The following is a 13925-nucleotide window of genomic DNA, read 5'->3' on the forward strand; positions in this document are numbered from 1 at the left end:
CTCCGTTGAGGCGGCCCGCCCCTCCCGGCAGGCGTACGCCGGCCGGCCGCGCACCGGCCGGCCGGCGTACGCCGCCAGTTGGTCGGCACGGCCGCTAGTTGGTGTGCGCGACCGCGAAAACCACCCGGTAGAGCTCGTACCCGGCGATCAGCAGCACCGGTACGCCGAGCCCGAGGAGCAGCCGCCTGGGCCGCATCGCGGGCACGGGCGTGGCCGCGGGCAGCGGCTCGACGGGCGCGGGGGCCGGAACCGGCGCCGGTTCGGGCGCCGAGACCAGCTCGGGGTGCCGGCTGAGGTAGCCCGGCGGGAACGAGGTCACGTGGAACGCTCCACAGCCGGGACAGCACGCCCCGGCCCAGGGAGGCTGCACGGGGACGCCGTTGCTCAGCCACACCTCGACGGGGTGACCGTGCCCGTCGTCGAGCCGCCTGACCGTGTAGCGCGCTTCCCATACGTGCCAGCAGCGCAGGCACTCGTAGGGCCACAGCTGATGAGTGTCGAAACCATCGTGCACCAGGACCACCCCCCCGGTAACGGACCGCCATCCGCACCGAGTGTCCGCCCGGTTCATACCACCGGCAAGATGGGCCTTGTGACACCTTCCGTTAGGGAAAGCTCACCCTCCGTCATGTTATGGAGTCAATAGAACCGTTTGGGCACCGGGCTCAGCAGCGGGGTGGGGTCGGGCGGCGCGGGTTCGCCGGACTCGACCAGCTCCGGATGGTGGGCGAGGTAGCCGTCGGGGAACATGACAGCCCCCTGGCAGCCACAGCGCGGGCAGACGACGCCGCTCGGCGCGGGCGGCGGCACCGCCACTCCCCCGCGCATCCACACCTCGCTCTCGGCTCCGTGCCGCCCCGGCACGTGCCGGACGAGGTAGTCCTCTTCCCAGACATGCCAGCAGCTCCGGCACTCGAAGGGCACGGTCCTGCGCTCTTCGTCCATGGAGGTCACCTCCTCACTTCGAGTGTCCGCCTGCTGACGGAGTACCCGCAAGCAGGGTCAGCGAACGGCGATGACGAAGGTCAGGGCGCCGGCGACGACGGCGAGGGTGCCGAGCCAGGCGAGCAGCGCGTCGGCGCCGTTGTCGAGCGGGTGGCCGCCGTGCAGCGCCTGCTGGACGCGGCGGAAGCGGACGTGGGTCCTGATGAGCAGGACGGCCCCGCACAGCGCGGCGAGCGCGAAGGCGGCCAGGGCGGGCAGGGGCAGCCCGGCGCGGGCGGCCAGCCCGGTGGCGCCCAGGCCGCCGGTGGCCAGCGTCACGGCGGTGCGCACCCAGGCCAGGCGCGTCCGCTCGCTCTGCAGCCCCCGGTCCCAGATCTCCTCCGACATCTCACCTCCCTGCCTGCGACGCCGGACGGGACGGCATGCGCGACCTGGCCCTCACGCGGCGAGCAGGATGAGGACGAGGGCGAGCACGGCCACGGCGGCGACGCCGTAGCCGAAGACCGCGGCCAGCGCGGGCGGCGGGAGCGGCGCCTCGGCGCGCAGGGCGCGCTGGATGTTGCGCCAGCGCGGGTAGGCCAGGCCCGCGGCCAGCGCCGACAGGGTGACGAGCACGACCGCGAGCACCGTGCGCAGCCAGGGGACGAACACGTCGGCGGGCACCGCCGCGATGGCCACGCCGCCCGCGCTCAGCGCCAGGGCGGTGCTCAGCCAGGTGAGGAACGTGCGTTCGTTGGCGAGGGTGAAACGCGGGTCGGGCTCCATGAGAAAAACGGTAGTTCGTACCTATTCTCCCTAGAGAAACCGGGATTCAGCCTCCGGTGCAGGCCGTGGCGACCTTCTCCAGATAGACGGCCGTGTCGGTGCCGACCTTCTGGACGGCGTCGACCGCGTCGTTGGCATTCTGGACGTTGATGCCGGCCAGCGTGCCGGCCAGCTTGTCGGTGGCTTCCTTGAGCGTGGTGTTGGCCGCGCCGTCGGCGACCTCACCGAGCTTGGTGGCGGTGCTGTCGAGGGCCTTCTCCATGGCCTGCGGGTCGTTGGCCAGGGAGGTGAGCTGCGCGGTCAGCTCTCCGACGATCTTGGGAGCTTCGAGACAGGCCTGGGCCCGGTCGATCGTGTCGTTCACCTCACCGCATCCGGCGGCGAACACGAACGCGGAGAAGGCGAGCAGGGGCACGAAGCGGCTGCGTGGGCGAGACATATCTCGACCCTACCCAACGGGCCGCCGGTTGGGGCGGCACGGCGCCCGGCATCCGGCGGCCGGCCGGCCCGAAATAGGATCGGCTCATGGCTATGTGTGAGCATCTTTCCCAGGCTGACGACCCGCAGGCGCGCACTCCCGAGGGCTGCGAGGAGTGCCTGGCCTCCGGCGGCCGCTGGGTGCACCTGCGGCGCTGCCTGGAGTGCGGCCATGTGGGCTGCTGCGACTCCTCGCCCGGCAAGCACGCGACCGCGCACTTCCACGGCACCGGCCACCCGGTGGTGCAGTCGTTCGAGCCGAACGAGAAGTGGCGGTGGTGCTTCGTCGACAGCTCGATGGGCTAACGCTCCAGGATGGCCTCCTCGAAGTCGAGCTGGGCCATCACCTCGCGCAGCACCTCGTCGTCCAGCCGCCGCTCGTCGCGCAGCCGGACGAACACCTGCCGCTCGGCCTGGAGCATGTCGCGGCGCAGCCGCCTGTAGAGGGCGCTGGGCGTCTCGGCGCCGCCGTGGCCGGTGCCGCCGCCCAGGCGCTCCCAGGCCGACAGGGAGCGCCGCCAGGACTTCTCCCTGAGCTGGTCGATGACCTGCCGCTGGATCTCGTCCGGCTCGCCCTCGGCGGCGACCAGGCGGTCCAGCTCGGCCAGGCCGGCCTCCAGCGCCGCCTGCTGGGCCGACGCCTCGGCGAGGCGGTCCTCGTACAGCTCCTGCTCGCTCGACACGCGCAGCCGCCTGATCAGGGCCGGGAACGTCAGGCCCTGGACGAGCAGCGTGCTGATCACGGTGGTGAAGGTGAGGAACAGCAGGATCTCGCGGTTCGGGATGTCGGGGATGAGCAGCGCGGCCGCCAGCGAGACCACACCCCGCATGCCCGCCCAGCCGACGATCGTGAGCTGCTGCGGCGACGGCGCCTCGTACCCCCGCCTGAACAGGCGCGGCAGGTGGGCGGCGGCGAACACCCAGGCGAACCGCACCGCGACCGTCACCAGGAACACCACGAGCGCGTAGAGCGCGACCTCCCACGGGCTGTAGCCGACGATGCCCTCGACCACGGTGACGAGCTGCAGCCCGATCAGCGCGAAGACGATCGTCTCCAGGAAGAAGTCGCTGACCTTCCACACCGAGTCCGACACGAGCCGGGTGCCGAACCCGCGCAGGTGCATCTGGTTGCCCAGATGGAGCCCCACGATCACGACGGCGATCACCCCGGAGGCGTGCACGCTCTCGGCCGCCAGGTAGGCGGCGAACGGGATGAGCAGCATCAGCGTGTTCTCGACCAGCGAGTCGCGGGTGTGGCGGAACAGCCAGGCGAACGCGTACGCCAGCGCCAGCCCGATCAGCACGCCACCGGCGGCGGCCACGAGGAACTGCCAGCCGCCCTCCAGCAGGTCGATGCTGCCGCCGACGGCCGCCGCGATCGCCACCCGGTAGGCGGTCAGCGCGGTGGCGTCGTTGAACAGGCTCTCGCCGATGAGGATGGTCAGCGTCCGGCGCGGCAGCCCGAGCCGCCTGCCGACGGCCACGGCGGCGACCGCGTCGGGCGGCGCGATGACGGCGCCGAGCGCGAACGCCGCCGCCAGCGGCACGGCGGGCAGCATGAGGTGCACGACCAGGCCCACCACGACCGTGGTGAACAGCACGAGGCCGACCGACAGCAGCGCCACCGGGCCCCGGGCGTCACGCAGCCGCAGGTAGGAGCTGTCGAACGCGGCCGAGTAGAGCAGCGGCGGCAGGAACACGTAGAGCACCAGCTCCGGGTCCAGCCGCACCGCCGGGACCAGCGGCGAGACGAGCAGCCCGGCCGCGACCAGCAGCAGCGGCGCGGGCCAGCCCCGGCGCCGGGCCACGGCCGCGAGCGCGACGGCGCCCCCGGCCAGCAGCAGCAGTTGCAGGCCAGTCGACGGGTTCACCGGCGGCTCCTCCACATATGGCGCCCAATTTGTCGGGCCAAGTGTAGGAAACGCCGCTAGCGGGTGGCGATCACCATTCGCGGCGTTCGCCGCGATCGTCGTACGGCTGCTGCTCGGGGCGCAGCCGCTCGCCGGTGGAGAACATCGGGTCGCCGACGTACGGGCGGGTCATGTCGGAGTCCTGCGGGTGGTACGGCTCGGCCTGCTTGCCGAGGGCGAGCAGCGGGTCAACCGGGTTGGGCGGCGTGCGCCCGTCGGCCCGGTCCTGCCCGTAACCGCCGCCCTGCCCGTAGCCGGGATCCTGGCCGTAACCGGGGTCCTGGCCGTAAGCGCCGCTCTGCCCGTAGCCGGGGTCCTGGCCGTAGGACGGCTCCTGGCCGTACGCACGGTCCTGGAAGGGGTCCTGGCGGCGGCCCGCGCCCGGGATGCCGTGCATCGGGGTGCCGAGCCCGGCGGCGGCCTGTACGGGCGGCTGGGGACGGCTGGGGGCCTGCCGGCCCGCGTAGGGGTCGGCCTGGTGCTGCGGGTACGGGTCGGGCTGCCGGTAGGTCTCACCCGAGTGGTACGGCTCGTTCTGGTAGGACCCGGCCTGGTAGGAGTCGGCCTGGTAGGAGTCGCTCTGGTACGGAGTACTGGCCTGGGAGGGGAAGCCGAGCGGGTCGGTCGACAGGGGCGACGGGCGGTCGCCGGGCAGCTGGTAGACGGGCCCGGTGGAGGCGGTGGGCGACTCCTCGGCGTACTGGGGGCCGGTGAAGGGCTGCTGGTCCTGCGTGAAGTGGGGGCCGGACAGCGGGTCGTGGTAGCCGCTGTCGGTGTACTGCGGGCCGGTGAACGGCTCGGCGGGGGCCGGGCCGGTCAGCGGGTCGCTGTACTGCGGGCCGGAGAAGGGCTGGCGCTGCTGCTCGCGGGTGTCGCCGTAGGAGGCGACGAGCTTGTCCTGGTGGGCCGGGTTGCCCCGGGCCACGAGCACGTCGTTGGGCGACAGCGAGGCGGCCGGCCGGTCGTCGGGGGCCGGCTGGTGCTGGCCGGTCTGCGGCGGCCGGTGGTAGGTCCCGGTGCCGGGGATCACCTCGGTACCGGGGTCGTGGGCGGGCACGGCGGGCTGCTCACCGGTGGCCTCGGCGAAGCCGTCGTCGAGGGTGTCGAGCAGCCGGCCGACGTCGTCCATCGGCATGCGGAAGCTCGCCGTGCACATCTCCCCCCGCCACAGGCTGAGCACCAGCGTGCCCTCGTGCCAGGTGACACGGAGACACCGCTCCTGGCCTCGGGCATCGAAGAACACTTCGCCGAACGACGGCAACGGGACAACTTCCGACATGGCAGACATCCTGCACATCCAGCCCTAATACGTCCACTCAACCCCGGAGAAGCCTACAAAACCATCTCCACCGACACCCCCGCAGGTCACTCCACGACCAGTTGGAGCACCGACGGCCAGTGTGCCACGGGCGACGGCGGACGGGCCCGCGAACGCCGGGATGCGTATGGCCGATCACACCGCGTTCGGCGCGGCGACCTCGGAATGCGGGTAGCGTTTACTGCCGTGCCGGACTCCCATCTCCCGTCAGCGGACTCACTGCTCAGCATCGCGGTCGACGCTCTCGGAGGGAGCGAACGCCACGGCCAGATCAGCATGGTCAAGGCCGTGCAACAGGCCATCGACGCCGAGGAGCACCTGGCCGTCCAGGCGGGCACCGGCACCGGCAAGTCCCTGGCCTACCTGGTGCCCTCGATCCGGCACGCCATGGACACCGACACCCCCGTGGTCGTCTCCACGGCCACGATCGCGCTGCAGCGCCAGCTCGTCGACCGCGACCTGCCCCGGCTGGCCGAGGCGCTGGCCAAGGAGCTGCCGCACGAGCCGACGTTCGCCATCCTCAAGGGCCGCCGCAACTACCTGTGCCGCTACAAGGCCACCGCCGGCTGGCCCGAGGACGACGAGCAGGACCAGCTGTTCGACCCGCGCGAGGTCAGCGCGACCGGCCGCATGGTCCAGCGCATCCAGGAGTGGGCCGACGAGACCGAGACCGGCGACCGCGACGAGCTGGTGCCCGGCGTGAGCGAGCAGGCCTGGCGGCAGTTCTCCGTCAGCGCCCAGGAGTGCCTGGGCGCCACCCGCTGCCCCAGCGGCGCCGAGTGCTTCGCCGAGCTGGCCAGGGCGCGGGCCGGCGAGGTCGACGTCGTCGTCACCAACCACGCGCTGCTGGCCATCGACGCCATGGGCGACCTGCCGGTGCTGCCCGAGCACGACCTCGTCGTCGTCGACGAGGCGCACGAGCTGGTCGACCGGGTCACCTCGGTGGTGACGAGCGAGCTGTCGGAGAGCTCGGTGGCGCTGGCCGTGCGCCGGGTGGGCCGCCTCATCGAGCAGCCCATCGCCGACCAGCTCCTGGAGGCCGGCGAAGACCTCAAGGCGCTGCTGGCCGCCGCCCCGCCCGGCCGCGTGGACGAGCTGCCCGAGGTGCTCGGCCTGACGCTCGCGCTGGTGCGCGACAGCGCCGCCCGCTGCCTGACCGCGCTCGGCCCGCGCGGCGGCGACAAGGACGACCCCGACCGCGCCGGGCAGCGCAAGGCCGCCTTCACCGCGCTCGACGAGGTCCACGACACCGCCGTGCGCATGCTGGAGGCCTACGGCCACGCCTCCGAGGCCGACCGGGCCGAGGTCGTGTGGCTGGAGGCCGGCACCGACCGCCGCCCGCCGATGCTGCGCGTCGCCCCGCTCAACGTGGGCGGCATGCTGCGCGACAAGCTGTTCGGCGACCGCACCGTGGTGCTCACCTCCGCCACGCTGGCGCTCGGCGGCACGTTCGACGGCATGGCCCGGCAGTGGGGGCTGGGCGACAAGGGCTGGCAGGGCATGGACGTCGGCTCGCCGTTCGACCACCCGCGCGCCGGCATCCTCTACGTCGCCAAGCACCTGCCCCAGCCCGGCCGCGACGGCCTCCCCCAGGCCTACCTCGACGAGATCACCGAGCTGATCGAGGCCGCGGGCGGGCGCACGCTCGGCCTGTTCTCCTCCATGCGGGCCGCCAAGGCCGCCACCGAGGCGCTGCGCGAGCGCCTGGACGTGCCGCTGCTGTGCCAGGGCGACGACTCGACCATGCTGCTGGTCAAGCAGTTCGCCGAGGACGAGAAGACCTGCCTGTTCGGCACGCTGTCGCTCTGGCAGGGCGTCGACGTGCCCGGCCCGTCGCTGCGGCTGGTCATCATCGACCGCGTCCCGTTCCCGCGCCCCGACGACCCGCTCACCTCGGCCCGGCAGCGCCACGTGGCCGCCCGCGGCGGCAACGGCTTCATGACCGTGGCCGCCACCCACGCCGCGCTCCTGCTCGCCCAGGGCACCGGCCGCCTGCTGCGCTCCCAGGACGACAAGGGCGTCATCGCCGTCCTCGACCCCCGGCTGGCCACCGCCCGCTACAGCGGCTTCCTGCTGGGCTCGCTCCCGCCGTTCTGGCGCACGACCGACCCCGCCGTCCCGCGCGCCGCCCTCAAACGGCTCGCCGCCGAATGACACGATCCCGTACGGATTGCCGTACGGGATCGTCAGGTGAGCGGGCGGGCGGTCAGGACCAGACCGACAGCTCCGGCCGCTTGGGCGCGAGCCCGTCGCCCGAGGAGACGCCGCGCAGGCGGCGCGACACCCACGGCACCAGGTGCTCGCGCATCCACTGGGCGTCCTCCTTGCGGCGGGCGCGCGGATCCACGGCCCGCTCCGGCCACGACTTGTGCCAGTCGTCGAACGGGACGCCGAGGATGTCGAGCACGCGGGCGGCCACCAGCCGGTGACCGTCGGCGTTCATGTGGAGGCGGTCCTCGCTCCACGCCCGCCAGTCGCGCAGGCCCTGCATCGACCACTGGTCCACCAAGTGGCAGCCGTAGAGGTCGGCGATCGAGCGCACGTGCAGGTAGAAGACGGCGAAGCGGCCGCGCAGCCGCCGCATCAGCGGCATGTCACGCGGGTCGACGCCGGTGAACAGCAGCACGTCGGCGCCGCAGGAGCGCAGCTCGCGCACCGCGCCCGCCAGCCGCTTGGCCATCACGTCGGGGTCGCTGCCCGGCCGCAGCAGGTCGTTGCCGCCGGCGCAGAGGCTGACCAGGTCAGGAGCCATCTGCACGGCCGCGGGGACCTGCTCGGCGACGATCTGGTCGAGCAGCCTGCCGCGCACCGCCAGGTTGGCGTAGCGGAACGACGGATCGTCCTGTGCGAGCCGTTCTGCGACCCGGTCGGCCCAGCCTCGGTAGTGGCCGTTGGTGCCGGGGTCGTTCAAGCCCTCGGTGAAACTGTCACCGAGCGCCACGAAGGAGCCGTAATGCCTCATGACCTGCTGTTCATCTCCGCTTTTTCGTCGTGCCGCGGCGTGGGCCACGACTGTAGTGGCCCACACACGTTAATGCCCGGTGACACGCGCGACGGCACGGTAGGCGGCTTCCAAAAGCTCCTCGGGCGGGTCCTCCAGCCGGCCTGGCCGGGCCAGGCCGTCGAGCACGACGAAGCGCTGCTTGGCGCCGCGGTTCTTCTTGTCGAGGCGCATGTGGTCGCGCAGCCTCGGCCAGGCGTCGGCCGGGTAGGCGGTGGGCAGGCCGACCGACGTCAGGATGGCGCGGGTGCGCTCGACCAGGTCGGGCCCGACGCGGCCGTCGAGCCGGGACAGCTCGGCGGCGAACACCATGCCGATGGCGACCGCCTCGCCGTGGCGCATCCGGTAGCTCTCCGCGCGCTCGATCGCGTGGGCGAGCGTGTGGCCGTAGTTGAGGATCTCGCGCAGCCCGGCCTCGCGCAGGTCGGCGCCGACCACGTCGGCCTTGACCTGGATCTTGCGCTCGATCAGCTCGCGGGTGTGGCCGCCCTCGGGCCTGGTGGCGGCGTCGGGGTCGTCCTCGATGAGCTCGAGAATGCGCGGGTCGGCGATGAAGCCGCCCTTGATGATCTCGGCGAGGCCGGCCACGTAGTCGGCGCGCGGCATGCTGGGCAGCGTCGCCAGGTCGCACAGCACGCCCGCCGGAGGCAGGAAGGTGCCGACCAGGTTCTTGCCCTCGGGGGTGTCGATGCCGTTCTTGCCGCCGACGGCCGCGTCGACCATCGCCAGCAGCGTGGTGGGGACGAGCACGACCTGCACGCCGCGCAGCCACGTCCCGGCCACGAACCCGGCCAGGTCGGTGGTCGCGCCGCCTCCCACGCCGACGACCGCGTCGGAACGGGTGACGCCGTGGCGGCCGAGCGCCGACCAGAGCTGGGCGGCCACCTCGACGGTCTTGGCCTGCTCGCCGTCGGGCACCGGCAGCGCGACCACGTCGAACCCGGCGTCGGACAGCGCCGCGCACACCGGCCGCGAGATCTCCGGCAGGCTCTCCGGGTGGATCACCGCCACCGTGCGCACCCCGGGCTTGAACAGCCCCGGCAGCTCGCCGAGCACGCCCGTGCCGACGACGACCTCGTACGGGCTGTCGCCGCGCACGGCGATCCGCGTCACGCTCATGCCCCCAGGCCCTTCAGGATCTCGTCGGCCAGCTCGTCGGGCTCACGCCCGCCGGTGTCGACCGTCAGCACGGCCAGCCGCTCGTAGACGGGCCGGCGCTCCTCCATCAGCCGCTTGAGCTGGCTGCGCGGGTTGAGCACGAGCAGCGGCCTGGCCGAGGCGAGGCCGACCCGCTGCACCGCGTCGGCCAGGCCGACCTGAAGGTAGACGACCGGGTGGCCGGCGAGCAGGGCCTGCGTCTCCTCGTGCAGCACGGCGCCGCCGCCGAGCGACAGGACGCCGTCGTGCTCGGCCAGCGCCCGCCGCACCGCCTCGTGCTCCAGCTCGCGGAAGCGCTCCTCGCCGTCGTCGATGAAGATCTCGCTGACGGGCTTGCCCGCGACGGCCTCGACGTCGGCGTCGGTGTCGCGGAAGGCGACGCCGAGCCGCTCGGCGAGGAGGCGGCCGAGAGTGGTCTTGCCCGACCCGGGCGGGCCGATCAGCACGGCCTTGGTCATTTAATCACCATGGATGAGAGGTAGCCGGACAGGTTGCGGGCGACTTCCTCCACGGAGTCGCCGCCGAACTTCTCCAACGCGGCGTCGGCCAGCACCAGCGCCACCATCGCCTCGGCGACGATGCCCGCCGCCGGGACCGCGCACACGTCGGAGCGCTCGTGGTGGGCCTTGGCGGCCTCGCCCGTCTTGACGTCGATCGTGGCCAGCGCCCTGGGCACGGTCGAGATGGGCTTCATCGCGGCGCTGACGCGCAGGATCTCGCCGTTGGTCATGCCGCCCTCGACGCCGCCCGCCCGGTTGGTGACGCGCCGCACGCCGTCGCCCGTGGTGTAGGCGATCTCGTCGTGGGCCCGCGAGCCGGGCCTGCGGGCGGTCTCGAAGCCGTCGCCGACGGCCACGCCCTTGATCGCCTGGATGCCCATGAGCGCGCCGGCCAGCCGCGAGTCGAGGCGCCGGTCCCAGTGCGTGTAGCTGCCCAGGCCGGGCGGCAGGCCGTAGGCCAGCACCTCGACGACGCCGCCGAGCGTGTCGCCGTCCTTGTGCGCCCGGTCGATCACCTCGACCATGGCGGCGCTGCCCGCCGGGTCGGCGCAGCGGACCGGGTCGGCGTCGACGCGGGCCAGGTCGTTGGGGCCGGGCAGCTCGTCGGCCGGCGTGACGGCGTCGCCGATGGAGGTGACGTGGCTGACGATGTCGACGCCGAGCGCCTGCTTGAGGAAGCGCCTGGCCACCTCGCCGAGCGCGACGCGGGCCGCCGTCTCGCGGGCGCTGGCCCGGTCGAGCACCTGGCGGGCGTCGTCGAACCCGTACTTCTGCATGCCGGCCAGGTCGGCGTGGCCCGGCCGGGGCCGCGAGCGCGGCGCGTTGCGCGCCAGGCCCTCCAGCTCCGCCGGGTCGACCGGGTCGGCCGACATGACCTTCTCCCATTTGGGCCACTCGGTGTTGCCGATGCGGACGGCGACGGGGCTGCCCATGGTGCGGCCGTGCCGCACCCCGCCCACGATCGTCACCTCGTCCTGCTCGAACTTCATGCGGGCGCCGCGCCCGTAGCCGAGGCGGCGCCGGCGCAGCGCCTCGTCGATGGCGGCCGTGGTCACCTCGACCCCGGCGGGCAGGCCTTCCAGAACGGCAACGAGCTCGGGGCCGTGAGACTCTCCGGCAGTCAACCAGCGCAACATGCCTCCAAGTCTTCCATGCGCGGCCCAGTGGGATGTCCGGCGTTCATCCACCGAGACAGAGCCCGGCCAGGGCGCCGAGCAGCATGAACGGCCCGAACGGGAACTGGGTCGCGCGTGTCGCGCGCCGGGTGGCCAGCAGGACGACCGCGTACAGGGCGCCCAGGAACTGCCCGCCCAGCGCCGCGACGGCCCACGCCTGCCAGCCGAGCGCCCCGCCCGCCAGGCCGATCAGCCCGGCCAGCTTGACGTCGCCCAGCCCCAGATCGGCCGGCCTGACGAACCAGAGCACGCCGTACGCGGCGGCCAGCGCGAGCCCGCCGAGCAGCGCCCTGGGCAGCTCCCCGGTGGGCAGCAGCGTCAGCGCCAGGATCGGGTACGACGGCAGCGTGATCACGTCCGGCAGGCGGCTGGTGCGCCAGTCGACGAAGGCCAGCGCCGTCCCCGCCACCGCCGCGTACACGTACGGCAGACCGGCCCGCCAGGCCACGAGCACGGTCACGACCGCGGTGACCACCTCGGGCAGCGGCGGCCAGGCCGGGACCGGGACGGTGCGCACGAGGGCGCGCAGCGCGGCGCGGGCCTCGGCCCGATGGTCGGCGGGGTCGGGGGCGAAGGCGGCGGCCAGGGTCCTGACGTAGCGACCGGCGACGAGGCCGAGCACCCCCAGCAGTGCGAGCACGGCCCGACACTATTGCGGGCGCGGGCCCGGCCGTCGGAGGATTTCCAGATGGGCGGGGACGAATTCACCAGGATCGCCGTCGTCCTCTCGACCTTCGTGCTGGCGCCCGTCCTGCTGGAGCCCCTCGCCCGGTACATCGAGGGCAGCTGCGTGTCCATGGTCGACCAGGAGGAGCAGGAGTGGCCGGAGTCGGGCTCCTGACCCGCGTCCCGTCCGCGCGGGCTCAGTTCGTGCGGGCTCAGTTCGTGCGGCGGCGGAACCAGCGGCGTCGGGCGACCGGCTCGACGCGGGCGACGGTCACGCCGGGGAGCTGGTCGAGCGTGCCGGACTCGACGGCGGCCAGCGCCCGCAGCACGTCACCCTCGATCACGAACGTCACCGGGCCCGCCACGTCCACGACCACCGCCGCCGCCTCCTCCCCCACGGCCGCCCGGCACACCTGCAGCGTGCTCGCCTGGATCGGCCGGGCGTCGGGACGCCACCTGATCAGCGCCTCCGTGCCGGTGAACGCCAGCACCGCCTGCCTGCCGTCCTTGCCGACGAGCTTGGGCAGGGCCATCTCGCTCTCCTTCTCCTGCCGCAGGCCGTGCTCGCCCACCTCGGACTCGGTGAGCAGGGCCACGACGGGCACCAGGAGGCGGGCGCCGGTGAGCGCGTTGAGCACCCGGTCGGGGCCCGCCGCACCCCGCTGGTAGTCGTCCAGCGCGGCGGCCACGGCGGGCGCGACGCCGCCGTCGTCGTCGGGGTCGAGGGGTTGCGGAATGCTCGGCACAGCGTCCGAGACTACCCGCGCCCCCTCCCGCCCCGCCCACCAGGCTCACGCCGCCGATCCCGTACGACGACTCCATGACGTGCGGCCGTGAGACGGGTCAGGGGCGGACGGGGCAGCGAGGGACGGGAGGGTCAGGGGCGGGGTGGGACGTTCACGGGGGGCAGGGCGGCCGTCGACTCCTCCTCGCCGGTGCCCGTCGCCCGGAGCAGGTCGACCACGATCGAGCGGAGCTGGGCCACGATCACGTCGGCGGAGAAGCCCAGGCGTTCGGGGCGCTGGCGGGTGGCGACGGCCAGCAGCGCCTGCCTGGCCAGCACGGGCTCGCGGCCCGCGCCCAGCTCCAGTTGCAGCAGCAGCGCCGCCTCCGACACCTCACGGAGCGAGTCGGCCAGCGCGGGCGGGGGCGGCGGGTACTCGCCGAGCGCGGCCAGGGTGCGGCGGGCCAGCACGCGGGCGTTCCTGAGCGCGTGGTCGACGGGCTCGGCGGCCGTCTCGTACCGGGCGAGCCTGGCGCGGCGGTGCCAGTGCATCGGGGAGATCATGATGATCTCCTTGCTGGTCTGCAGCGCCTGCTCGAACTCCTCCACCGCCGCCTGGGTGCCGCGCGCCTCCTCCAGCGCCTCGGCGGCCAGGTCGGCGTCGCGCTTCTCGATCGCCACCGCCGCCTGCTCCAGCGCCGTGGACAGCGCGTCGAGCACCCCGGAGGCGTGTTTGGCCGCGATGGTCAGCGGGCTGGCGGGCATGAGCGCCACGGCGGCCAGGCCGACGACGCCGCCGGTGAGCGCGTCGAGCATGCGGTCGAAGCCGCCCATGTCGTCGCCGGGCACCACCGCCGCGACCAGCACGGCCGAGGAGGCGGCCTGCGCGGCGAACAGCGCGCCGCTGTCGAGCAGCACGGCGGTCGCCATGGCCAGCGCCACCACGAGGGCGATCTGCCAGGGGCCGGAGCCGATCCAGGCCACCAGCAGGTCGCCGACGCCGACGCCGAGGCTGACGCCCACGACGAGTTCCGCCACCCGGCGCAGCCGCTGGCCGAGGCCGATGCCGACGCTGATGAGCACCGCGATCGGGGCGAAGAAGGGACGCGTGTGCCCGAGGAACTGCGTGGCGATCATCCACGCCACGGCCGAGCCCACGGCGGACTGCGCGATCGAGGGAGCCGTCAGCCCGAACGTCCGCAGCCGCTCCCGCATGTGATCGCCGAGCTTCGTACCCACCCTTCCCACCCTGACGGATCTTTATGACATTACGGTCACACAGTCCA

The 13925-nt window shown here is 73.4% G+C and carries 17 protein-coding genes; 3 read left to right on the forward strand and 14 right to left on the reverse strand.

Features of this window, described 5'->3' with window-relative positions; translation table 11 throughout:
- Positions 1-94: 94 nt before the first annotated feature.
- The 5 genes from AB0G11_RS27990 to AB0G11_RS28010 form a co-directional block, all read right to left on the reverse strand.
- The gene (locus tag AB0G11_RS27990; protein WP_357589429.1) at positions 95-514 is read right to left on the reverse strand and encodes a hypothetical protein; all 420 of its coding nucleotides are present in this window, start codon (positions 512-514) and stop codon (positions 95-97) included.
- A gap of 125 nt (positions 515-639) precedes the next feature.
- Positions 640-945: a hypothetical protein gene (locus tag AB0G11_RS27995; RefSeq protein ID WP_219506606.1), complete on the reverse strand. Its 306-nt coding sequence runs from the start codon at positions 943-945 to the stop codon at positions 640-642.
- A 57-nt stretch (positions 946-1002) separates the two neighbouring features.
- Positions 1003-1332: a DUF202 domain-containing protein gene (locus tag AB0G11_RS28000; RefSeq protein WP_219506607.1), complete on the reverse strand. Its 330-nt coding sequence runs from the start codon at positions 1330-1332 to the stop codon at positions 1003-1005.
- A gap of 51 nt (positions 1333-1383) precedes the next feature.
- A complete protein-coding gene (locus AB0G11_RS28005) occupies positions 1384-1710 on the reverse strand; it encodes a DUF202 domain-containing protein (protein WP_219506609.1) in 327 nt (108 codons plus the stop codon).
- Between the two features lie 46 nt (positions 1711-1756).
- Entirely contained in the window at positions 1757-2149 is a 393-nt protein-coding gene (locus AB0G11_RS28010; protein ID WP_357589431.1) for a hypothetical protein, read from the reverse strand.
- Between the two features lie 86 nt (positions 2150-2235).
- Here AB0G11_RS28010 and AB0G11_RS28015 point away from each other — a divergent pair, with 86 nt between their 5' ends.
- A complete protein-coding gene (locus tag AB0G11_RS28015) occupies positions 2236-2493 on the forward strand; it encodes a UBP-type zinc finger domain-containing protein (RefSeq protein WP_219506612.1) in 258 nt (85 codons plus the stop codon).
- Here AB0G11_RS28015 and AB0G11_RS28020 read toward each other — a convergent pair.
- Both AB0G11_RS28020 and AB0G11_RS28025 read right to left on the reverse strand, forming a co-directional pair.
- Entirely contained in the window at positions 2490-4058 is a 1569-nt protein-coding gene (locus AB0G11_RS28020) for a Na+/H+ antiporter (RefSeq protein WP_357589433.1), read from the reverse strand. The two genes, AB0G11_RS28015 and AB0G11_RS28020, sit on opposite strands and share 4 nt — an antisense overlap.
- A 70-nt stretch (positions 4059-4128) precedes the next feature.
- Positions 4129-5376 carry a hypothetical protein gene (locus AB0G11_RS28025; RefSeq protein WP_357589435.1) on the reverse strand — a complete coding sequence of 416 codons (1248 nt, stop codon included), beginning with the start codon at positions 5374-5376 and terminating at the stop codon, positions 4129-4131.
- A gap of 225 nt (positions 5377-5601) precedes the next feature.
- On the opposite strand from AB0G11_RS28025, the gene AB0G11_RS28030 reads away from it, so the two are divergent.
- Positions 5602-7569, forward strand: a complete 1968-nt coding sequence (locus tag AB0G11_RS28030; RefSeq protein WP_357589437.1) for an ATP-dependent DNA helicase — start codon at positions 5602-5604, stop codon at positions 7567-7569.
- 52 nt (positions 7570-7621) lie between these two features.
- On the opposite strand, the gene AB0G11_RS28035 is transcribed toward AB0G11_RS28030, so the two are convergent.
- The 5 genes from AB0G11_RS28035 to AB0G11_RS28055 form a co-directional block, all read right to left on the reverse strand.
- On the reverse strand, positions 7622-8377 hold the full coding sequence (locus AB0G11_RS28035; protein ID WP_357589438.1) for an SGNH/GDSL hydrolase family protein: 756 nt from the start codon (positions 8375-8377) through the stop codon (positions 7622-7624).
- Between the two features lie 69 nt (positions 8378-8446).
- Positions 8447-9535: a 3-dehydroquinate synthase gene (gene aroB, locus AB0G11_RS28040; RefSeq protein WP_219506617.1), complete on the reverse strand. Its 1089-nt coding sequence runs from the start codon at positions 9533-9535 to the stop codon at positions 8447-8449.
- Entirely contained in the window at positions 9532-10032 is a 501-nt protein-coding gene (locus AB0G11_RS28045; RefSeq protein ID WP_219506618.1) for a shikimate kinase, read from the reverse strand. The genes aroB and AB0G11_RS28045 overlap by 4 nt, the downstream gene beginning before the upstream one ends.
- Positions 10029-11210 (reverse strand): chorismate synthase, encoded by a 1182-nt coding sequence (gene aroC / locus AB0G11_RS28050; protein ID WP_219506620.1) that lies wholly within the window; start codon positions 11208-11210, stop codon positions 10029-10031. The genes AB0G11_RS28045 and aroC overlap by 4 nt, the downstream gene beginning before the upstream one ends.
- Positions 11211-11253: 43 nt before the next feature.
- The gene (locus tag AB0G11_RS28055; RefSeq protein ID WP_357589440.1) at positions 11254-11889 is read right to left on the reverse strand and encodes an A24 family peptidase; all 636 of its coding nucleotides are present in this window, start codon (positions 11887-11889) and stop codon (positions 11254-11256) included.
- A 48-nt stretch (positions 11890-11937) separates the two neighbouring features.
- Here AB0G11_RS28055 and AB0G11_RS28060 point away from each other — a divergent pair, with 48 nt between their 5' ends.
- Positions 11938-12090 (forward strand): hypothetical protein, encoded by a 153-nt coding sequence (locus AB0G11_RS28060; protein ID WP_357589442.1) that lies wholly within the window; start codon positions 11938-11940, stop codon positions 12088-12090.
- A 37-nt stretch (positions 12091-12127) separates the two neighbouring features.
- Here the strand turns inward: AB0G11_RS28060 and AB0G11_RS28065 are convergent, their stop codons facing one another.
- Together AB0G11_RS28065 and AB0G11_RS28070 are read right to left on the reverse strand one after the other, a co-directional pair.
- Positions 12128-12661, reverse strand: coding sequence for an SseB family protein (locus tag AB0G11_RS28065; protein WP_357589444.1), 534 nt, complete (start codon positions 12659-12661; stop codon positions 12128-12130).
- Between the two features lie 131 nt (positions 12662-12792).
- Positions 12793-13878: an FUSC family protein gene (locus AB0G11_RS28070; protein ID WP_219506626.1), complete on the reverse strand. Its 1086-nt coding sequence runs from the start codon at positions 13876-13878 to the stop codon at positions 12793-12795.
- Between the last annotated feature and the right edge of the window lie 47 nt (positions 13879-13925).

Origin of the sequence: Nonomuraea sp. NPDC023979, assembly GCF_040639085.1 — a bacterium.
Classification (GTDB): Bacteria; Actinomycetota; Actinomycetes; order Streptosporangiales; family Streptosporangiaceae; genus Nonomuraea; species Nonomuraea ceibae.

What these genes read in the sequence shown, in the direction of transcription:
- AB0G11_RS28035 (WP_357589438.1), bottom strand. Translation starts at nt 8,377, where the DNA reads ATGAGGCATTACGGCTCCTTCGTGGCGCTCGGTGACAGTTTCACCGAG.
- aroB (WP_219506617.1), bottom strand. Translation starts at nt 9,535, where the DNA reads ATGAGCGTGACGCGGATCGCCGTGCGCGGCGACAGCCCGTACGAGGTC.
- AB0G11_RS28045 (WP_219506618.1), bottom strand. Translation starts at nt 10,032, where the DNA reads ATGACCAAGGCCGTGCTGATCGGCCCGCCCGGGTCGGGCAAGACCACT.
- AB0G11_RS28025 (WP_357589435.1), bottom strand. Translation starts at nt 5,376, where the DNA reads ATGTCGGAAGTTGTCCCGTTGCCGTCGTTCGGCGAAGTGTTCTTCGAT.
- AB0G11_RS27995 (WP_219506606.1), bottom strand. Translation starts at nt 945, where the DNA reads ATGGACGAAGAGCGCAGGACCGTGCCCTTCGAGTGCCGGAGCTGCTGG.
- AB0G11_RS28010 (WP_357589431.1), bottom strand. Translation starts at nt 2,149, where the DNA reads ATGTCTCGCCCACGCAGCCGCTTCGTGCCCCTGCTCGCCTTCTCCGCG.
- AB0G11_RS28005 (WP_219506609.1), bottom strand. Translation starts at nt 1,710, where the DNA reads ATGGAGCCCGACCCGCGTTTCACCCTCGCCAACGAACGCACGTTCCTC.
- AB0G11_RS28000 (WP_219506607.1), bottom strand. Translation starts at nt 1,332, where the DNA reads ATGTCGGAGGAGATCTGGGACCGGGGGCTGCAGAGCGAGCGGACGCGC.
- AB0G11_RS28060 (WP_357589442.1), top strand. Translation starts at nt 11,938, where the DNA reads ATGGGCGGGGACGAATTCACCAGGATCGCCGTCGTCCTCTCGACCTTC.
- aroC (WP_219506620.1), bottom strand. Translation starts at nt 11,210, where the DNA reads ATGTTGCGCTGGTTGACTGCCGGAGAGTCTCACGGCCCCGAGCTCGTT.
- AB0G11_RS28015 (WP_219506612.1), top strand. Translation starts at nt 2,236, where the DNA reads ATGGCTATGTGTGAGCATCTTTCCCAGGCTGACGACCCGCAGGCGCGC.